Source organism: Thiohalophilus sp., assembly GCF_034521165.1.
Taxonomy (GTDB): Bacteria; Pseudomonadota; Gammaproteobacteria; order UBA6429; family Thiohalophilaceae; genus Thiohalophilus.
Genome location: NZ_JAXHMV010000008.1, coordinates 691,073 through 709,729, shown reverse-complemented (window position 1 = coordinate 709,729; position 18,657 = coordinate 691,073). Strand labels below are relative to the sequence as shown.

Annotated in this window: 19 protein-coding genes and 1 tRNA gene; 9 read left to right on the top strand and 11 right to left on the bottom strand. The window is 57.2% G+C overall.

The genetic code is table 11. The annotated features are described in order from the left end of the window. Positions 1–103: 103 nt before the first annotated feature. From ychF to U5K34_RS08130, 9 genes are all read right to left on the bottom strand, one after another. Positions 104–1,195, bottom strand: coding sequence for a redox-regulated ATPase YchF (gene ychF, locus U5K34_RS08170; protein WP_322567890.1), 1,092 nt, complete (start codon positions 1,193–1,195; stop codon positions 104–106). A 158-nt stretch (positions 1,196–1,353) separates the two neighbouring features. Further along, entirely contained in the window at positions 1,354–1,920 is a 567-nt protein-coding gene (gene pth / locus U5K34_RS08165; protein WP_322567889.1) for an aminoacyl-tRNA hydrolase, read from the bottom strand. Positions 1,921–1,971: 51 nt separating this feature from the next. Next, positions 1,972–2,619 (bottom strand): 50S ribosomal protein L25/general stress protein Ctc, encoded by a 648-nt coding sequence (locus tag U5K34_RS08160; protein WP_322567888.1) that lies wholly within the window; start codon positions 2,617–2,619, stop codon positions 1,972–1,974. A 97-nt stretch (positions 2,620–2,716) separates the two neighbouring features. After that, positions 2,717–3,655 carry a ribose-phosphate diphosphokinase gene (locus U5K34_RS08155; RefSeq protein ID WP_322568094.1) on the bottom strand — a complete coding sequence of 313 codons (939 nt, stop codon included), beginning with the start codon at positions 3,653–3,655 and terminating at the stop codon, positions 2,717–2,719. Between the two features lie 780 nt (positions 3,656–4,435). After that, positions 4,436–4,510, bottom strand: a tRNA-Gln gene (locus U5K34_RS08150). Between the two features lie 31 nt (positions 4,511–4,541). Next, positions 4,542–5,414 carry a 4-(cytidine 5'-diphospho)-2-C-methyl-D-erythritol kinase gene (gene ispE / locus U5K34_RS08145; protein ID WP_322567887.1) on the bottom strand — a complete coding sequence of 291 codons (873 nt, stop codon included), beginning with the start codon at positions 5,412–5,414 and terminating at the stop codon, positions 4,542–4,544. A gap of 2 nt (positions 5,415–5,416) precedes the next feature. Continuing rightward, positions 5,417–5,989, bottom strand: coding sequence for a hypothetical protein (locus tag U5K34_RS08140; RefSeq protein ID WP_322567886.1), 573 nt, complete (start codon positions 5,987–5,989; stop codon positions 5,417–5,419). Beyond that, positions 5,986–6,588: a lipoprotein insertase outer membrane protein LolB gene (gene lolB, locus U5K34_RS08135; protein ID WP_322567885.1), complete on the bottom strand. Its 603-nt coding sequence runs from the start codon at positions 6,586–6,588 to the stop codon at positions 5,986–5,988. Before lolB ends, U5K34_RS08140 begins: the two co-directional genes overlap by 4 nt. Next, positions 6,585–8,333, bottom strand: a complete 1,749-nt coding sequence (locus tag U5K34_RS08130; RefSeq protein WP_322567884.1) for a tetratricopeptide repeat protein — start codon at positions 8,331–8,333, stop codon at positions 6,585–6,587. Before U5K34_RS08130 ends, lolB begins: the two co-directional genes overlap by 4 nt. 167 nt (positions 8,334–8,500) lie before the next feature. Between U5K34_RS08130 and hemA the strand changes: the two genes are divergently transcribed. From hemA to U5K34_RS08085, 9 genes are all read left to right on the top strand, one after another. After that, positions 8,501–9,769 (top strand): glutamyl-tRNA reductase, encoded by a 1,269-nt coding sequence (gene hemA / locus U5K34_RS08125; protein WP_322567883.1) that lies wholly within the window; start codon positions 8,501–8,503, stop codon positions 9,767–9,769. An 11-nt stretch (positions 9,770–9,780) separates the two neighbouring features. Continuing rightward, on the top strand, positions 9,781–10,866 hold the full coding sequence (prfA, locus tag U5K34_RS08120; RefSeq protein ID WP_322567882.1) for a peptide chain release factor 1: 1,086 nt from the start codon (positions 9,781–9,783) through the stop codon (positions 10,864–10,866). A gap of 376 nt (positions 10,867–11,242) precedes the next feature. Then, a complete protein-coding gene (locus U5K34_RS16110) occupies positions 11,243–11,530 on the top strand; it encodes a BrnT family toxin (protein WP_416224065.1) in 288 nt (95 codons plus the stop codon). Further along, the gene (locus U5K34_RS08110; RefSeq protein WP_322567880.1) at positions 11,505–11,786 is read left to right on the top strand and encodes a hypothetical protein; all 282 of its coding nucleotides are present in this window, start codon (positions 11,505–11,507) and stop codon (positions 11,784–11,786) included. The genes U5K34_RS16110 and U5K34_RS08110 overlap by 26 nt, the downstream gene beginning before the upstream one ends. Positions 11,787–12,101: 315 nt before the next feature. Continuing rightward, on the top strand, positions 12,102–12,683 hold the full coding sequence (locus U5K34_RS08105) for a carbonic anhydrase (protein ID WP_322567879.1): 582 nt from the start codon (positions 12,102–12,104) through the stop codon (positions 12,681–12,683). Positions 12,684–13,399: 716 nt separating this feature from the next. Continuing rightward, positions 13,400–14,470 carry an alpha/beta fold hydrolase gene (locus tag U5K34_RS08100; RefSeq protein WP_322567878.1) on the top strand — a complete coding sequence of 357 codons (1,071 nt, stop codon included), beginning with the start codon at positions 13,400–13,402 and terminating at the stop codon, positions 14,468–14,470. Positions 14,471–14,602: 132 nt separating this feature from the next. Continuing rightward, positions 14,603–15,151, top strand: a complete 549-nt coding sequence (locus tag U5K34_RS08095) for an OsmC family protein (protein ID WP_322567877.1) — start codon at positions 14,603–14,605, stop codon at positions 15,149–15,151. A 903-nt stretch (positions 15,152–16,054) separates the two neighbouring features. Further along, positions 16,055–16,540: a hypothetical protein gene (locus tag U5K34_RS08090; RefSeq protein ID WP_322567876.1), complete on the top strand. Its 486-nt coding sequence runs from the start codon at positions 16,055–16,057 to the stop codon at positions 16,538–16,540. A 40-nt stretch (positions 16,541–16,580) separates the two neighbouring features. Further along, positions 16,581–16,859 (top strand): SelT/SelW/SelH family protein, encoded by a 279-nt coding sequence (locus U5K34_RS08085; protein WP_322567875.1) that lies wholly within the window; start codon positions 16,581–16,583, stop codon positions 16,857–16,859. Between the two features lie 78 nt (positions 16,860–16,937). Here the strand turns inward: U5K34_RS08085 and soxX are convergent, their stop codons facing one another. Both soxX and U5K34_RS08075 read right to left on the bottom strand, forming a co-directional pair. Beyond that, entirely contained in the window at positions 16,938–17,426 is a 489-nt protein-coding gene (gene soxX, locus U5K34_RS08080; RefSeq protein WP_322567874.1) for a sulfur oxidation c-type cytochrome SoxX, read from the bottom strand. 159 nt (positions 17,427–17,585) lie between these two features. After that, complete coding sequence (locus U5K34_RS08075) at positions 17,586–18,626, bottom strand: porin (RefSeq protein ID WP_322567873.1); 1,041 nt, start codon at positions 18,624–18,626, stop codon at positions 17,586–17,588. Positions 18,627–18,657: the final 31 nt, after the last annotated feature.

Genomic DNA, 18,657 nt, shown 5'->3' with positions numbered 1-18,657 from the left:
GCCGCGCATTGTCGGCATTTGTGGCCGGGATGTCAAGCCAGCCATGCCCGCCTGATGCCTCTCCGGCTCAAAATCTTCAAATAAAATCAGTCAGTTGCCAGCTTCAGACATTGAAGCGAAAGTGCATCACGTCCCCGTCCTGAACGATGTATTCCTTGCCTTCCAGGCGCAGCCGGCCGGCTTCCTTGGCCCCGGCTTCGCCATTGTATTTGACGAAATCGTCGTAGCTGGTGACTTCGGCGCGGATGAAGCCTTTCTGAAAGTCGGTATGGATCACGCCGGCGGCCTGCGGGGCGGTGGCGCCGATCGGGACGGTCCAGGCGCGCACTTCCTTCTCGCCCGCCGTGAAATAGGTCTGCAAGCCCAGCAGTTCAAAGCCGGCCCGGATGACGCGATTCAGCCCCGGCTCTTCGAGCCCCATCTCACCGAGAAAATCCGCCATCTCCGCCTCGTCCAGTTCGGCAATCTCCGCCTCGATCGCGGCACAGACCGGTACCACGGGCGCCCCTTCACCCGCCGCGTACTCACGGACCTTGTCCAGCAGGGGATTGTTTTCGAAACCGTCGTCGTTGACGTTGGCGATGTACATGGCCGGCTTGATGGTCAGCAGGAACAGATCGCGGATCAGTTTCTTTTGCTCCTCATCCAGATCCAGCGCCCGCACCGGTCGGCCTTCATCCAGCGCGGCTTTGACTTTCTCGAGGACCGCGACTTTTGCTTTGGCCTCCTTGTCACCGGACTTGGCCATCTTGCCCAGGCGGTTCAGGGCCTTTTCCACCGACTCCATATCAGCCAGCGCCAGTTCAGTGTTGATGATCTCGATATCGCTGATCGGATCCACCTTGCCGGCGACATGCACCACGTCGTCGTTTTCGAAGCAGCGCACCACGTGAGCAATGGCTTCGGTCTCGCGGATATTGGCCAGAAACTGGTTGCCCAGCCCCTCGCCCTTGGAGGCGCCTTCCACCAGGCCGGCGATGTCGACAAACTCCATGGTCGCCGGCAGGACTTTTTGCGGCTTGACGATCTCCGCCAGCTTGTTCAAGCGGGGATCCGGCACCGGTACCACACCCACATTGGGTTCAATGGTGCAAAACGGATAATTCTCCGCCTGAATCCCCGCCTTGGTCAGCGCATTGAACAACGTCGACTTGCCAACGTTGGGCAGACCGACAATACCGCACTTGAATCCCATGATGTCTGTTCCGTTTAGATTGAAGAATTTTTACCGCAGAGACGCAAAAGCATGAACCAATTTTGAATTTCAAGTTTTGAATTTTGAATTAAAGCCCGTGACCTTAATTCATAATTTAAAATTCAACATTATCTCCCTGCGCCTCTGCGTTGGGTTTTCTAGCTTCGATGAAGTTCGTTCATCGCTTTGGACAATTCACCGCCGAGGATTTCCGGCAATACTTTCAGGGCCGCGTCGATGGCGTTATCGATGGCGATGCGATCGTCTTTGGCTGCTTTTTTCAGGACATGGCTGGTCACACGGTTTTTGTCGCCCGGATGGCCGATGCCGATGCGCAGACGCTGAAAGCCGTTGCCCCCCATCTTGCTGATAATGTCACGCAGGCCATTGTGCCCGCCATGCCCGCCACCTTCTTTTAGACGGGCCGTGCCGGGTGGCAGATCCAGATCGTCATGCGCGACCAGGATGTTTTGCGTATCAATCTTGAAAAAATTGGCCAGAGCCTGCACGGCCTGACCACTGAGGTTCATATAGGTATCCGGTTTGAGCAACCAGACATCCTGACCGCCCACAGTAAACCTGGCGACCTCGCCGTGGAATTTTTTCTCGAATTTGAAAACAGCGTGATACTGGCGGGCGACCTCGTCCACAAACCAGAAACCGGCGTTGTGCGGTGTGCCTTCATATTCGGGGCCGGGATTTCCCAGACCCGCAATCAGTTTCACACATGCAGACAACGCCGGTTACCTGAGGTCGTAAAAAAGGGAAGAAGCCGATCAGCTTTCTTCGCCGGCCGCTTCGGCCGACTCGCCGCCTTCCTCTTCTTCCACTTCTTCTTCTTCCTTCGCACCGCGCGGCAGATGGATCGCAACAACCGGCTGATCATGCTCTTCGCCGTGCATCAGTTCCACCAGTTCGACACCGGCCGGCAGTTTCAGCTCGCTCATGTGTACCGTGTGATCCAGCTTCAGCTCGCCAAGATCCAGCTCGATGTATTCGGGCAGGTTTTTGGGCAGGCAGGAGACTTCAACTTCGGTCAGGTTATGGGTGATAACCCCGCCTTCCTTGACGCCCGGGCACTTCTCTTCGTTCATAAAGTGCAGCGGTACTTGCACACGAATCGCCTCGCTGGCACTGACACGCTGCAGATCCATATGCAGGATATAGGGCTTGCCGGGATGGCGCTGCAGATCCTTGATAATCGCCTGATCTTCACCCTGGTCCATTTTGACAGTCAGGATCGAGGAGAAGAATGCTTCGCTTTTCAGCTGGTTAACCAGCTCGTCGTGATCCAGGGTCAACATCACCGGATCCTTGCCGGCGCCGTACATAACGGCCGGTACCCGGCCCGTGCGACGCAGGCGGCGGCTCGCACCTTTGCCCTGATCGCTGCGGGGTTCTGCTTGTAATACAAAATCACTCATGGTGAATCTCCTGTTACATGGTGCGCAAAATGCGCGATGCCGTCCCCGCGACCAGAGACGGCGTTGCCCGCCTGTTCAAAGGCAGGATCGTCAGCAGTCAGTCGACAAACAGACTGCTGACCGATTCTTCACTGCTGATGCGGCGGATGGTCTCCGCCAGCAACTCGGCGATACTCAGCTGCCGGATATTCGGACACTCGCTGGCGGCGGACGACAATGGAATGGTGTCGGTCACCACCAGCTCATCCAGCGAGGAATGAGTAATGTTATCCACCGCCGGGCCGGACAATACCGGATGGGTACAGTAGGCCACCACTTTGCGCGCCCCGTGTTCCTTGAGCGCGTTGGCCGCCTTGCACAGCGTGCCGGCGGTATCCACCAGATCGTCCACGATAATGCAGGTGCGATCCCGGACATCGCCGATAATGTTCATCACCCGCGCATCGTTGGCACGCGGGCGGCGCTTGTCGATAATCGCCAGGTCCGCATCATCCAGTCGCTTGGCCAGGGCCCGGGCGCGAACCACACCGCCCACATCGGGCGAGACCACCATCAGGTTCGGATACTTCTGACGCCAGACATCGCCCAGCAAAATCGGCGAGGCATAGACGTTGTCCACCGGGATATTGAAAAACCCCTGGATCTGATCGGCGTGCAGGTCCACGGTCAGGACCCGGTCGGTCCCGGCGGCGCTGATCATATCGGCCACCACCTTGGCAGTGATCGGCACCCGTGCAGAGCGCGGCCGGCGATCCTGGCGGGCGTAACCGAAATACGGAATCACCGCGGTAATGCGTGCGGCCGAGGAACGGCGCAGCGCATCGACCATGACCAGCAGTTCCATCAAATTGTCGTTCGACGGATGGCAGGTAGGCTGTACGATGAAAATGTCCTTGCCGCGGACATTTTCCATGATCTCCACCATCACCTCGTCATCGCTGAACTTGCCCACCAGCGCCTTGCCCAGCGGCAGACTCAGTCGCGTGGTAATGTCCTGCGCCAGTTGCGGGTTGGCATTGCCCGCGAAGATCATCATGCTGCGCTCGGCGGCACGGTTCCCGGGGAGATCCAGTTCTGGTCGATTGTTTAGCATCATTCTCTCTGGGTCAGCTGGATGGCTCGGCCCATCATTTTATGGCTGGGGTGGCAGGATTACTCGGCGCGGTCGCTCCCGGCGTCCTGCCTCCCGCGACATTAGTACTTCCTGTACGTCATCCTGCGCCTCGCCCCTTCGGGGCCGGCCTTCGGCCGTTCAAATTCGAGTCGCTCCCGGCATCCTGCCTCCCGCGACATTAGTACATCCCTGTACGTCATCCAGACAAATTTGTAGAACCTTTTACGGTTCTCATCCTGCCTCGACTCAGCGTCCTGGTTCAAAATCGAACGCTGTCGATCAGCCTTGCCTACATTAATGGCTGGGGTGGCAGGATTACTCGGCGCGTCCTGCGCCTCGCCCCTTCGGGGCCGGCCTTCGGCCGTTCAAATTTGTTCCAGACAAATTTGTCGAACCTTTTACGGTTCTCATCCTGCCTCGACTCAGCGTCGTTTGTTCAATACCGGACGCTATCGATCAGCCTTGCCTACATTAATGGCTGGGGTGGCAGGATTACTTCGGGCTTCCTGCCCTTCGCCCCTTCGGGGCCGGCCTTCGGCCGTTCAAATTCGAGTCGCTCCCGGCATCCTGCCTCCCGCGACATTAGTACATCCCTGTACGTCATCCAGACAAATTTGTCGAACCTTTTACGGTTCTCATCCTGCCTCGACTCAGCGTCCTGGTTCAAAATCGAACGCTGTCGATCAGCCTTGCCTACATTAATGGCTGGGGTGGCAGGATTCGAACCTGCGTATGCTGGAATCAAAATCCAGTGCCTTACCGCTTGGCGACACCCCAAAAATAGTTCTCAGTCCTAAGTACTTAGTACTCAGAACCTGGTACTCAGTACTGTATTTAAAGGTGATTCGTTGACGCCTTGTGCCACGAATCCCTGCCAGTTTCCGGCCAGTTGCTGCCAGACGGCGTTGGCGGCCGCCTCGCTTTCGAATGCCGCGAAAACGCAGGCGCCGGTGCCAGTCAGGCGGGCCGGAGCCAGGGGGTCGAGTGCGTCCAGGGCCGCGGCTACTTCAGGGTAGCGGGCGCGGACCGGCGCTTCACAGACATTGCCCCATTGCGGGCTTTCGGGCGCGGCCAGAAAGTCGCGTATTGTAATGGGTGGACAATCCCGCCGCAAATGCGAATCGGAGAAAATCGCCGCTGTTGAGACAGTTACCGGCGGAATCAGCACCAGATACCAGCGCCTGGGCAGATCCAGCGGCTGTAATTGCTCACCCACGCCCTCGGCCCAGGCGCTGTGGCCGCGCACGAAGACCGGCACGTCGGCGCCCAGCTGCATGCCCAGTTCGGCCAGCGCCTCGACGCCCAGGCGGGTATTCCAGAGCTGATCGAGCGCCACCAGCGTGGTGGCGGCATTGGAGCTGCCACCGCCCAGGCCCCCGCCCATCGGCAGGCGTTTGTCCACGTGGATATTGACCCCGGCTTCGACACCGCCGGCCTCCTGCAGCAGGCGGGCCGCGCGCACCACCAGATCCTGCGCGGCCGGCACGCCGGTGAGATCCGTCGCCCGGTGGATCGCCGCGTCGTCCCGCAAAGAGAACGCCAGCCGATCGCCGTAATCGAGCAACTGGAAAACCGTCTGCAACAGATGATAGCCATCCTCGCGCCGGCCGGTGATATGCAGAAACAGGTTCAGTTTGGCCGGCGCCGGCCACCAGCGAAGGGGGGTGGTATCCACTGTCATGCTCAATTCCCCGGTGGTTGCAGCCGCAAGCGTCGCTCGCCGATCAATTCGTAGTCGGGCACGGCCAGGTTCTGTTGTTGTGCCACCCCGCTGTCTTTGAGCAATCGCCCGGCGCTGTCAAAACGGGCGCCGTGACAGGCATCGACAAATTCCGCTTGCTCCGCGACCAGCCGAACCCGGCAGCCGCGCCGGGTTTCGTAGGGATGAAACACGAATATTTCCGGGTGGCGCGAGCGCCAGAGCGGGGAGATGCCCTCGGGCTGGCGACTGTGGCGTGAGTCGGGATCATGCAATTGGGCCGCCGGGCGCTGCTTCAGTCGATCCGCTTCGCCGGACAGGCGTCGATAGATCCAGATCTCCCGCCCGTCGGGCCACTGCAATTGACGCCGCTCTCCCGCCGGGATTTGCGTCCAGTCTACTTCCAGTCGCCAGGGGTCGGCCGTCGCTGCCTGCTCCCGCTGCCCGTCGCCGCCGCCCAGGCTGGCCAGCAATACCGCCGCCAGTGCCACCAGGGCGATCAGAAACAGCAGTTTCACCGCCACGGAGAGATAAAGCCGACGCGCGGAACTGTTCATGAACCGGAAGCGTTGACCTGCCAGTGATCCACGACCAGCTTGACCCGCAGATCCTGCCGGTCGACCGACAGGCGATCCGGCAGGGCCAGGCTGTCGACCCGGGTATAACGGCTGAAGGCGACCTGCCAGTCGCCCTGTTTGACCGCGGTCAGCCGACCGGCCTGATCGCGGTGCGACTGCCGGGTGGCGTAGCGGGGATCGGTCAGCCCCAGAATCCAGTAACGCAAACCGCTGACCGGCATGTTGACCCCGGTATGTTCATACAACAGGCTTTCGGGATCCTCGGCGTAATAGATGCCCTGACGCGAATCGGTCAGGCGCACGCCCTGCCCGTCGCCCTCGAGTTGCACCCGGCCGCTGCCAAACGGCCCCCACAATTCGATACGGTAATCCTCCTGGCGCTGTTGCCATTCCACGTTCAGGTGCCAGGCTTCGGAGCCATTGATAATGGCCACCCGCCCTTTCAGCTGCCAGGCGTCGATCTGTTCCAGGGCCTGCTGGCGCTGTTCACGGCTCTGGTCGGAAACGGTGCCGGAGTCCGGCGGCGTGGCGCAGCCGGCCAGCCAGACGCCGGCAATCAAAACCGGCCACCACCTCATTGGGTGAACCGCTCGATCACATCCTGCAACACGCGATGTTCGGGGGCCTCGCGCAGCGCCTCGTCCCAGACCCGGCGGGCATCTTCCCGGCGGCCGGTCACCCACAACACCTCGCCCAGGTGCGCGGCGATCTCGCCGTCCCGGAGTTTATCGAAGGCGCGTTGCAGATATTCGAGCGCCTTGTCGTGTTGGCCCAAGCGGTAATAGGCCCAGCCCATGCTGTCGATAATGGCCGGCTCATCGGGCTGGATCTTGTAGGCGCGGCGGATGTAGTCGAACCCTTCGTCGATTCGATCGGTGGCATCCACCAGGGTATAACCCAGCGCGTTGAGCGCCTCGGCGTTGTTGGGTTCGTTATTCACGATGCGCTGCAGATCGGCGATCGTCTCGTCCAGCCGGTCGAGTTTTTCGGCAACCAGCGCCCGGGCATAGAGCAGTTTGCTGTTATCGGGCATCTGCTCCAGGGCGATGTTATAGAGCCGGTAGGCCTCCTCGTACTCACGGGCGTTGAGCAACAGATCCCCCTCGGCCAGATAGAGCTGCAATTCCGTATCCAGGTTGTCGGCGCGGGTGTTTTGCAAATGTTCACGCCCGGCGGCCAGACCGCCCTGTTTGGCCAGGATGCCGGCGGCGCGGATGCGGGCATTCACGTACTGATCACCGCGTTCGATCATGGCGTAGTAGTCGAGGGCCAGGTCGAATTTTTCCTGTAACTCGGCGGCCTGGCCCAGGTAATAACGCGCCTCGTTCACCCGTCGCTTTTGCGCGATGAGCTGCTTGAAACTGGCTTCGGCCTGGGTGTAATCCCCCATCTGCAGGGCCAGCAGCCCGCGGGCGTAGAGTGCATCGGTATGTCCGGGCTCACGTTTGAGGACTTCATCGAATTGCCGGCGCGCGGCGTCAAACTGTTGTTCGTCCACCAGCTTGCGCGCCAGAAACAGGCGCAGCGGCACATCGTCCGGCGCGGTGTCCAGTCGCTCGCGCACCAGTTTGAACAACCGGCCGGTCTTGCCCTGACGATGCAGGACATTGGCCCTCAGCAGATGCGCATCGGACCAGTCGGGGCGCCGGGCCAGGGCTTGTTCGATGGCCTGCCCGGCCAGCTCCAGGCTGTCGACCATCAGGGCCAGATGCGCCAGGGCATACTGGGCATCGGGATTATCCCGGCGCTCGGCAACCAGCTTCTGCATCACCGCCAGCGCGGCCTGCTTGTCTTTCTCTTTGCTGAGCAACGAGGTGATCAGCATGTAACGCTGGCGTTCCTTATCGCCGTTGTCCAGCGCCAGCAGCGCCTCGAAGTGCGGCAAGGCGGCATCACTGTTGCCGGTACGCACCAGCAGCGCCGCCAGCACCTGGCGCGCCTCGGCATTGTCGGGCGCCAGCTGAACCCACTTTTGCGCCGCTTGCAGGGCCCGTTCATCATCGCGGGCATACACGGCGATGCGGGCCGCCCGCTCGGCAACCCGCACATCGTTGGTGGCCGCGGCGGCCTTGCTGTAGCCTTCCACCGCCACATCCATGCGATTGCGCTGCAGGGCGATTTCGGCGGCCAGCAGATAATAGAGGACTTCCCCGGAGAGCGACTCGGGCAGCTCGGCCACCGGGGCCGGCGCCTCGCTTTGCGCTACCGGCTCACTGGTCACCGGGGCCGATTCGGGCGTATCATCCGGCGCGCCGGGGGTGGGAGCAGTCTGGCAGGCCGGCAACAGCAGCGCCAAACACATGACATATATAGGATTTTTCATCAAATTACCGTGACAAACTGGAATTGATTCCGATCATTGTAGAGAAACCGAACAGCAACTATAACCAACTTTCGCCGGTTTGACGCTGATATAATATAGAATATCGGGCAGCATAACCGGCATCTCAACCCGAACGCGAACTTTCGACAGGTATTCAGGCAAACGACGTGGCATTACTGGCATTTGGCATCAACCACAAGACCGCCCCGGTGGATATCCGGGAGAAAGTCTCGTTCGCCCCTGAAAAGCTGGAGGCGGCGCTGCGCGATCTGCAATCCCGTGGCGCGGTGAACGAATGCGCCATCGTCTCGACCTGCAACCGCACCGAACTGTATTGCGGTTTTGACGAGAGCCAGAGCAACGTCGAGAACATCCTGCACTGGTTCCGCGAATACCATCACCTTGACGCCGACGAGGTCGAGCCCTATCTCTACACCCATCTGGACAACCTGGCCGTGCAGCATTTGCTGCGCGTGGCCAGCGGTCTCGACTCACTGGTGCTGGGCGAGCCGCAGATCCTGGGCCAGATCAAGGACGCCTACAACAGCGCCAGCCACGCCGGCGCCATCGGCCGCCAGCTCAACCGCCTGTTCCAGCATACGTTTTCCGTCGCCAAGCAGGTGCGCACCGACACCGCCATCGGCGCCAGCCCGGTCTCGGTCGCCTTTGCCGCGGTCAACCTGGGCAAGCGGATCTTCTCCGACCTGGGCAAACACACCGCCATGCTGATCGGCGCCGGCGACACCATCGAACTGGTGGCGCGGCATCTCAAGGAACAGGGTATCAAAAAGATCATCGTCGCCAACCGCACCGTCGAACGCGCCCAATCACTGGCCGACGGTTTCGACGGCGAGGCAATCACCCTCTCCGACATGCCGGCACGCCTGATCGAAGCCGACGTCATCATCGCCTCCACCGCCAGCCAGTTGCCCATCCTGGGCAAGGGCGCGGTGGAACGGGCGCTGAAAAAACGCAAGCACCGACCCATGTTCATGGTCGACATCGCCGTGCCGCGCGACATCGAACCGGAAGTGAGCGAACTGGCCGATGTCTATTTATATACCGTGGACGATCTGCACGGCGTGATCGAGGAAGGCCGCCAGTCCCGCGAGGAGGCCGCCCGCCAGGCCGAGGACATCATCGACAACCAGGTCGAACACTTCATGGGCTGGCTGCGCTCGCTCGAAGCGGTCGATACCATCCGCGCCTTCCGCCAGAACGCCGACACCATTCGCGATGAAGCCCTGCAAAACGCCGAGCGTCAGCTGGCCGCCGGCAAGGATCCGCAAGAGGTCATGCAGGAGCTGGCCCGCACCCTGACCAACAAACTGATCCACAATCCCTCGGTCCAGATGAACCAGGCCGCCTTCGAAGGTCGCAAGGATCTGCTCGATACCGCCCGTCAGCTGCTCGGCATCAAAGACGACGACGCCTGAGCCGCCGCTGCATGAAAGCTTCCATCCAAGCCAAGTTGGAAAACCTGGTCGATCGCCTCGAGGAAATCAACGCGCTGCTGGCCGACCCCGGTGTCATCAATGATCAGAACCAGTTCCGCAACCTGTCGCGCGAATACGCCCAGGTCAATCCGGTGGTCGCCACCTTCAAGCAATACCAGGACACCCTCACCGAAATCGACGAAGCCCGCGCGATGCTCGACGACAGCGACGGCGAGATGCGCGAGATGGCCGAGGAAGAACTGCACAGCGCCGAGCAGCGCAAGGCCGATCTGGAAGACGAACTGCAACGCTTGATGTTGCCGCGCGATCCCAACGACGACAAGAACACCTTTTTGGAAATTCGCGCCGGCACCGGTGGCGACGAGGCGGCCATCTTCACCGGCGATCTGTTTCGCATGTACTCGCGCTATGCCGAACGCCAGGGCTGGAAGCTGGAGATCTTAAGCGAAAGCGAAGGCGAGCACGGCGGTTATAAAGAAATCATCGCCCGCATCGCCGGCAATGGCGCCTATTCCCACCTGAAGTTCGAATCCGGCGTGCATCGCGTGCAACGCGTCCCCGAAACCGAATCCCAGGGCCGCATCCACACCTCCGCCTGTACCGTCGCGATCATGCCCGAGGCCGACGATGTCGAGGAAGTCGATATCAACCCGGCCGATCTCAAGGTCGACACCTTCCGCGCCTCCGGTGCCGGCGGCCAGCACATCAACAAGACCGACTCGGCCATCCGCCTCACCCACCTGCCCAGCGGCATCGTGGTCGAATGCCAGGAGGAGCGCTCGCAGCACAAAAACCGCGCCAAGGCCCTGGGACTGCTGCAGGCCAAACTGCAACAGATCGAAGTCGACAAACAGCAAAGCGAACAGGCCCAGACGCGTAAATCATTAGTCGGCAGCGGCGATCGCTCCGAACGCATCCGCACCTACAACTTTCCCCAGGGCCGGATCACCGATCACCGCATCAACCTCACCCTCTACAAGCTCGAAGAAGTCATGCAGGGTAACCTGGATGAGATCATCACCGCCCTCAGCGACGAACATCAGGCCGATCTGCTGGCTGCCATGGCCGAAGAATAAAGCCTCTTTTCTTGTCCTCTGGTAAATAACGCAGAGGTCGCGGAGGCGCAAAGACGCAGAGAAAAAATAATTCTATTGAATCCGCCAGGTTCGTAGGAGCGGCTCTGCCGCGACAAAGCCGTCATACCACGGTCTACGCCAAATGCACCGACAACTGTCTGCCTGATCCTTTTCTCCTCGTAACTCGTCTCTCGCTCCTGGTCCCTGGATACTCGCCCCGCCAGAATCAAGGCTAAATTCCGAATCTAACAATAATTTTCACAGGCAGAATCTGCCTGAATCACTGTCGGAGGTTCCGACTCTGGCGGGCCGAGAGCCATACATAAAGCCATATTATTATATGGACACCCGGCCGAAAGACTGCTAGGGTTTTCTCATCAGCAGGGAAAGCTTTGAATGGGATCCGGAGAAGGATCTTGTCAATCAGGTGAAACACGGCGTTTCGTTCTCAGAAGCGCAGATCGCTTTCACTGATCCGGGCCGCGTTATTGCGGAGGACACGTCCCACAGTCACGGTGAAAAACGGTATTACTGTTTTGGGAAAGTCGGAGATGGCATCCTGACTGTCCGATTTACATACCGCCATGGTCTCATCCGAATTATTGGAGCTGGCTATTGGCGCAAAGGTAAGCAGATTTATGAGCGAGAAAACCAAATACACTGACGAGCCTCTCGGCCCGGTAAAAGTCGTGCCGGATTTCCTCCCTGCTCCAGAAGAGCTTGTGTTCAAGGAGGATACGGTAAAAGTGACAATTGCTTTAAGCAGGGAAAGCGTCGAATTCTTCAAGCATGAGGCGGAAAAACATCACACCCAATACCAGAAGATGATACGCCGGTTGCTCGATGCGTATACGCTAGCCCACAAACAACCTGCAGCAAAGCATTCCAGCCGACGCAAGAAGCGCACAGCTGGACGGTGACGTTAAGAAGATAAACGGGGCGGGCCCTGGCACGCATAGATAAAGGGCCGAGGGACGAGTTACGAGGGACGAGGAAAACAATCGCGAGTGTTGTTGATGTTCCTGAGGCGAGATATTACTGGTAAGAAAGATTTGTTATGGCAGAGCCGCTCTGCGGGTTTGGGGTCAGGGTTTTGATTTTCCTCGTCCCTCGTAACTCGTCCCTCCGGCCCTCGCGCCGCGCGCGGCGCGCAGCGCGTTGCTCGCAAAACCCCCACAACCTGCTAGGCTTATTGATCCCTTCCCCAAGAACACAAAACACTGGAGGACGCCGCCATGTCACAAATTCACGATGAAGTTTTGGCCGCCAACGAACAATACGCCGCCGATTTCGGCGACAAGGCCAACCTGCCCATGCCACCCGGACGCCACTTCGCGATTCTCACCTGCATGGACGCGCGCCTCGATCCGGCCAAATACGCCGGCCTGGCCGAAGGCGACGCCCACGTGATCCGCAACGCCGGCGGTCGCGCCAGCGACGACGCCATCCGCTCGCTGGTGATCTCCTACAAACTGCTCGGCACCCGCGAATGGTTCGTCATCCACCACACCGACTGCGGCATGGAAACCTTCACCGACGACATCATGCGCGGCCTGCTCGCCAGCAGCCTGAAAACCGCCAGCGTCGATGAAACCGGCTGGCACGACTCCGGCAACGGCCCCGGCTCCACCGAAGGCAACTACATCGACTGGCTGACCATCCCCGACAACGAACAAAGCGTGGTCGAGGACGTACAACGCATCCGCCACCACCCCCTGGTACCGGACGATATTCCGATCTACGGATATATCTACGATGTCAAAAGCGGGAAGTTGAATGAGGTAAAAGAAGCGACAAAAGCAGGCAAGGCGAAATAGTCGGCATGTCAGGTAAGATCCCCTCCCCTTCCAGGGGAGGGTTAGGGTGGGGTGATCAAGCATCCAGCCTCTATAAAATGCTCGCCCTCAGGGCGCCTGTGATTTTGAAAGCGGGCTCTCGCGCCCGCGCGGCGAGTTCATCTGACGAAGGCCATCCATGGCCTTCGCACTTCGTGCAGCCTCCGGCTGCCCAAATTCGTTCCCGACGAATTTGTCTTTATTACGCGATAAAGAAACGAACCAAAGAAACCGCGCCCGAAAGACTCGCCCGCTACGCAATAAACAACATTGCGCAGCGGGTTCCCTGCGCTTCTCGCTCCAGTCGGGCTCGCCAGACGGCACGTCCCTGTGCCGACTGGCGAGTGGCGGCATCCCTGCCGCCACCCTGCGGGCTAATCCTCCTTCCACTGCGATGCTCGGCGTCGTCTAACGGGACTCAAGAGCTCACTAGTTGGATCAGGGGTAACTCTGATACCAGACTACGAACCCCTACCTACCTCGAAAATCCGGGGAAGTGCTGCTACGATCAGGGTTAAATTGCTAATTTAACAATAATTTTTATAGACAGAATCTGCCTATATCCTGAACAAGACAGATTCTGTCTCAATCACTGTTATGCAGTATGGGACACAAAGGCTCTATTAGAATAATTGCCTCAATGCTGTATAAGGCATCCAATCGGTTATAAAGAGCAAGGGGGCAACCGGCGCAAGCTTATGAGACAGCGGATAGGCTTTTGCACCACCAGTGATGACGTGCGTATCGCCTACGCAACGGCCGGGCAGGGCAGGCCGCTGCTGCGCGTCGGTGGCTGGATGACGCACATTGAGCACGACTGGGATAGTCCGGTGTGGAATCACTGGCTGCGTGAGTTAACGCGTGACAACACGTTGGCGCGCTTTGACATTCGCGGCTCTGGTTTGTCCGACCGAGTCGTCAATGGGCAGACACTGGAAGCTTGGGTGCGCGATACCGAGGCAGTGGTTAACAGCCTGGGCTGGCGGCGATTTCCGATATTGGGAGTCTGTCAGGGGGCAGCCATAGCTGTAGTCTACGCGTTGCGACATCCTGAGCGCGTCAGTCACCTTGTGCTTTACAATGCCTATACCCATGGCGCATTCACTAAAGGGATGTCCGGCTATCGTGTGGAGGAGGCAGAGACGCTGGCGCGCATGATCGAGATAGGCTGGGGACGGAAAACCGGAGCCTTCCGGGAAGTGTTCGCCCGCCTATTGTCTCCCTCCGATGCGACGGATCAGATCACTTGGTGGGATGATTTGCAGCGCTTGACAGCAGATCGGGCGACCGCGGCAAGGCTCTGGCGCGGATTCCATGAAATCGATATCCGCGATCAGCTTCCGCAGCTGCGCACACCGACTCTGGCGGCGCATGTCAAAGCCGACACCATGGTACCGTTCGAGTCCGGGCGCGACCTGGCCGGGCGCATTCCCCATTGCCGTTTTCTGCCGCTCGAAGGCCGAAACCATATCCTGCAACCTCAAGATCCGGGATGGCGCACGTTTATCGAAGAGATGCGTCGATTCCTCGCTGCTGACCCGCACGAAGATGTGGTCATGGCCGCACAATTTCATGAGCTTACCCGCCGTGAATGTGAGGTCCTGGACCATGTCGCTCGCGGGCGATCGAATGCTTCAATTGCCCATGCGCTATCGCTGGCACCGAAAACCGTACGCAACCACGTTAGTAATATTTGTGGCAAGCTGGCCGTCTCGAATCGCACGGAACTGGCTGTCGAAGGCCGAAATGCCGGCTTTGGCATGGATTAAAACCTTTGCGGGACATCCGTCCCGTTTTTCCCCAACTCACAGACAGTATCCGGGACACTTGCCTCATGTGTGGGTTGTCTCCGCTCCTTATGCTGATTTCACGGCAAGTAAATCAGCAGAGGAGTCGCAATCATGTCTGCAGTACAAGAAGTATCTATCGTCAAACGTCAGGAGCTCCTGCACCGTCACTATCTTGAAGTGCCTGCGGATGGCTGGATTACCGACCGCGCACGGGCTCGGGCCGGCCAGAGCAACGATCCGGTGCATGGAGAGATCGAACTCGCCAACAGCGATGGTGCCCGTCAGCAATACGGTATCCACCGCGCGGTAGGCGGAGACCACGACGCGCCTAATCCCGGCGACTATCTCAGTGCGGCGCTGGCGGCATGTCTGCATTCAACGTTGCGCATGATCGCCGAGCGACTTGAAGTGGCGATTATCGATAGCGAGGTTACAACCACGGCGCGGGCCGATGTTCGCGGTGCGTTGATGGTGGACACGACAGTTCCGGTGAGCTTTCAACACATGCACTGCGACGTGTTCCTGGAGGTGCCCGCCGGCACAGACGAGCGAACACTCAAGGTGTTAATGACCAGTGCCGAGCACTGCTGCGTCGTATTTCAAACGCTCAGGTCCGGTACAAAGGTGACGACGGATTGGCGGATTGATCAGGCGCCTTGAGCGTCAACCGCAACCGGAAAGGGAGAGCTTCACCCAACTAAAGGGGTCAAAGCCGAATTGTACTTACTTAAGACGAGTTTCAGGATTTTCGTCATTCCGGCGCAGGCCGAAATCCAGGAGGGCTGCCACCATAAAGCAGTCTGAATCCTGGCCTGCGCCGGGATGACGGCGGTTCCGGACTTAAGTAAGTAGCATTTGGGTCAAAGCCTTTAGTCCCCCTTCCCTCTCTAGACTGTTTTTAATCCCGTTAGACGACGCCGAGCATCGCAGTGGAGGGAGGATCAGCCCAAAGGGTGGCGGCAGGGATGCCTGCCACTCGCCAGTCGGCACAGGGATGTGCCGTCTGGCGAGCCCGACCGGAGCGAGAAGCGCAGGGAACCGGTTCAGCCATTGGAAATGGCTGAACCGGCGGCGTCTTTCGGGCGCGTTTTCTTTGGTTCTGTTTCTTTGTCGCGTGACAAAGACAAATTCGTTGGGAACGAATTTGGACAGCCGGAGGCTGCACGAAGTGCGAAGGCCATGGACGGCCTTCGTCAGATGAACCCGAGGCGCGCTGGCGGGTCAGCGCTTTCAAGATTCAGCTCGCCCGCAGGGCGTACATTTAGAGAGGACTGGATGCTTGATCACCCCTCCCTGGCCCTCCCCTTGGAGGGGAGGGAATAAAATATGAGCCACGAGAGCCTGCTTTCAAAATACAGCTCGCCCGAAGGTCTAGCCTTTTAATCCCCTCTCCCCTGAGGGGAGAGGGAATAAAAGAAAAAAGCCCGCCCGCAGGGCGAACATTTTCATCCCCATCCCATCCTGATAATATATACCTCGATTTGTCCCAAAACTAACGGGTAAACTAAAACAACTCGGCACTTTCATCCTATTGAAAACGCCAGATGATTGAAGAAGGATAAAATGGAAGAGACAAACAGCCCTATCAATTCGGAAAAAATGAGCGCCCCCAGCTTCAAGCTGCTGGTAACAACACCGATGGCGGCCATCATGGTGAGCGGCAAGGACCAGAGTGCATGGTCAGACCTGCTGGAAACTGTCGGGGACGTCTATACTTCAGCAGCAGGCGAGACTCACGGCGAGGTCAACGAAGCGCTTTCGACCGTCTCATTCATGCTGCAAGGGGGCGACCGGTTAATCAGAAAATATTTCGCGAATGATGAGCTGAATCTTGACCGGATGATGGAAACTTCCGCCACCGGCGCCGATGTCTGGGTCTGCAAACTCAGTGACGGTGACGTGGACAAGTCCGACGTCATAAAACTGTTTCAGGCAATACAGGCCGGATTAATCGAAGCACTCGGCGACCTGCGCGAAGAAAATAAGATGGTCGAACAGCTCATTCAGGTCCAGGACAAGGTCGTTGAACATATTTCCTCGTTAAACTGATTAGGACTGTCCTGAATCTCGAAATCCGGCGAGGTGATTCATGGAACATCACATCAAAATCGTCTACTGCACCCAGTGCCGCTGGTTGCTCCGCTCCGCATGGATGGCACAGGAGTTGTTGACCACGTTTGACGAAGAGATCAGCGAACTGACGCTAAAACCCGGCCAGGGCGGGATTTTTCAGATATGGATCAACGATGAGCTGGTCTGGTCACGCCAGGAGGCCGGGCGCTTTCCCGAGATCAAGGAGTTGAAACAGCTGGTGCGCGATCGCCTCGCGCCTGACAAAGATCTTGGACACTCCGATAAAAAGAAATAAATGGGTTCAGTGAAAAATAATGTTAATTTTAATTAGTATTTTCACCAACCCATTTATCTTTATATCTTCCTGGAAACCTCAGTCCAGAGAATAGAGGAAAGCCATCACATCGCGAATCTGCTGATCTGTGAGTATATCATTAGGTCCGAATGGTGGCATATGCGCATCGGGATTATAGACTCGCGTGTCATAAATCCGTTGATATGTATATTCATATGGCAGATCGCGTTTGGCATAATCCACCAGGCTCGGACCGATTGTACCTCCTTGATCACCACCGTTGATCTGATGGCACGCCAGGCAATTACCTAATGGCGTGGAAAAAGCAATCTCACGTCCATCTTCTACGTCACCCAATTCTCCACTCCACTCTACCTGTTCGATAGGAGGAGGAGGTAATTTTCCACAATCCTCAGAATAGCTGTGACAAGGGAAAACCGAAAGATCACGCTCTCCCCCGTCAGCTGCAAAGGCGGTAGTGGCTGAGAAAAATGATAACCAAATCATACTGAGCGTAATTAACGCTCCTTCAGATACCCAACCTGTTTTATGGTTTCTTCTGGTCATGAGTAAGCCTCCTGACTTGCTTAATTAATTATTTTCAAAGACTCTTGAAAAACGGCATAGAAATACGGAAAAAAGTTGTATCTTCTGGATAGATTGCACCGGTATAGTTACTATCCTCGTCATCAACAAAGTCCTGCTGGAGCTGAAATCGTATTCCCATTATTGCCAGTGTAAGTAATTCCGAAAGTTTCTACACTGGCGATCATCACCACCAACGTCCACATTTCGGTCAAACTCTGAATGTCGAAGCATAAGTTCCCAGCGAGGCGCAAACTTAAATCCTAAAGCTGCAAAATATCCATCTGCTGTTACATCATCGACACCGGCAGCCTGCTCATCTGTCCCACGCATATATTCACCCCACAACCACCATTTATCTTTACGGAAGTCATTGTACATAAAGGTCAAGGCATGCCGCGTACGATCTCTTTCGCTACTCCAGGCCGTCACGTCTTCTGATGCACCAATACGCGTTCCATATACAAAAAGAAAATCGCCATGATGATACTCAATACTTCCGTTGAAATCCTTTTGCTTGACACGATTGTCTGTCATCTCCGTTCCAGAGGTATTATAAAGTCCTGCCGTATAAGTCAGGGATCCCCCGTTACTCAACTCAACCTGATCGAAAACCATAACACCAGGCTTCCATATATTAGTATAGAAGTTCTTACCTGAATCGAATTCGGCATAACAATTAATACTTCCACAACCATAAAGGTTGTATTCAATATCAGCATAGTTGATCCAGGGGGACTCCCAACTCGGCACGAAAAAAGAGTGCCCCATAGGAACAGCCATCGACCCTGCAGCAATATTTGCTGCCCCCATCACATCCTTAAATGTCATATGTGCAATAAAGGCCTTGGCTCCACCACCTGTCTCATTCGTTATTGCATTAGGCGCCATTTCCGTAGTAAGGAAATAATCTACTTTTTCACTAAAACTTCCATATACACCAAGCCTCAAACGATCAAAACTAAAATCATTATCAAGGTCATATACATTATTAGAATCACTATTCCTGTAGGTTGGCTCAATCAAAACATGCATATTCGCAGTCGGTTCAGACGTATCAGGAAGAGTCATATATGCCATTGGAAATGAGACATAGTTACTATTATCTGCTACGCTCATAGCAGGATATATAGCAGATGCAATAGCTAACACAACAAAGCCGTCTCGAATTGTAATTTTCATATCTTCACCATTTAATTAGTTATTGTTACTT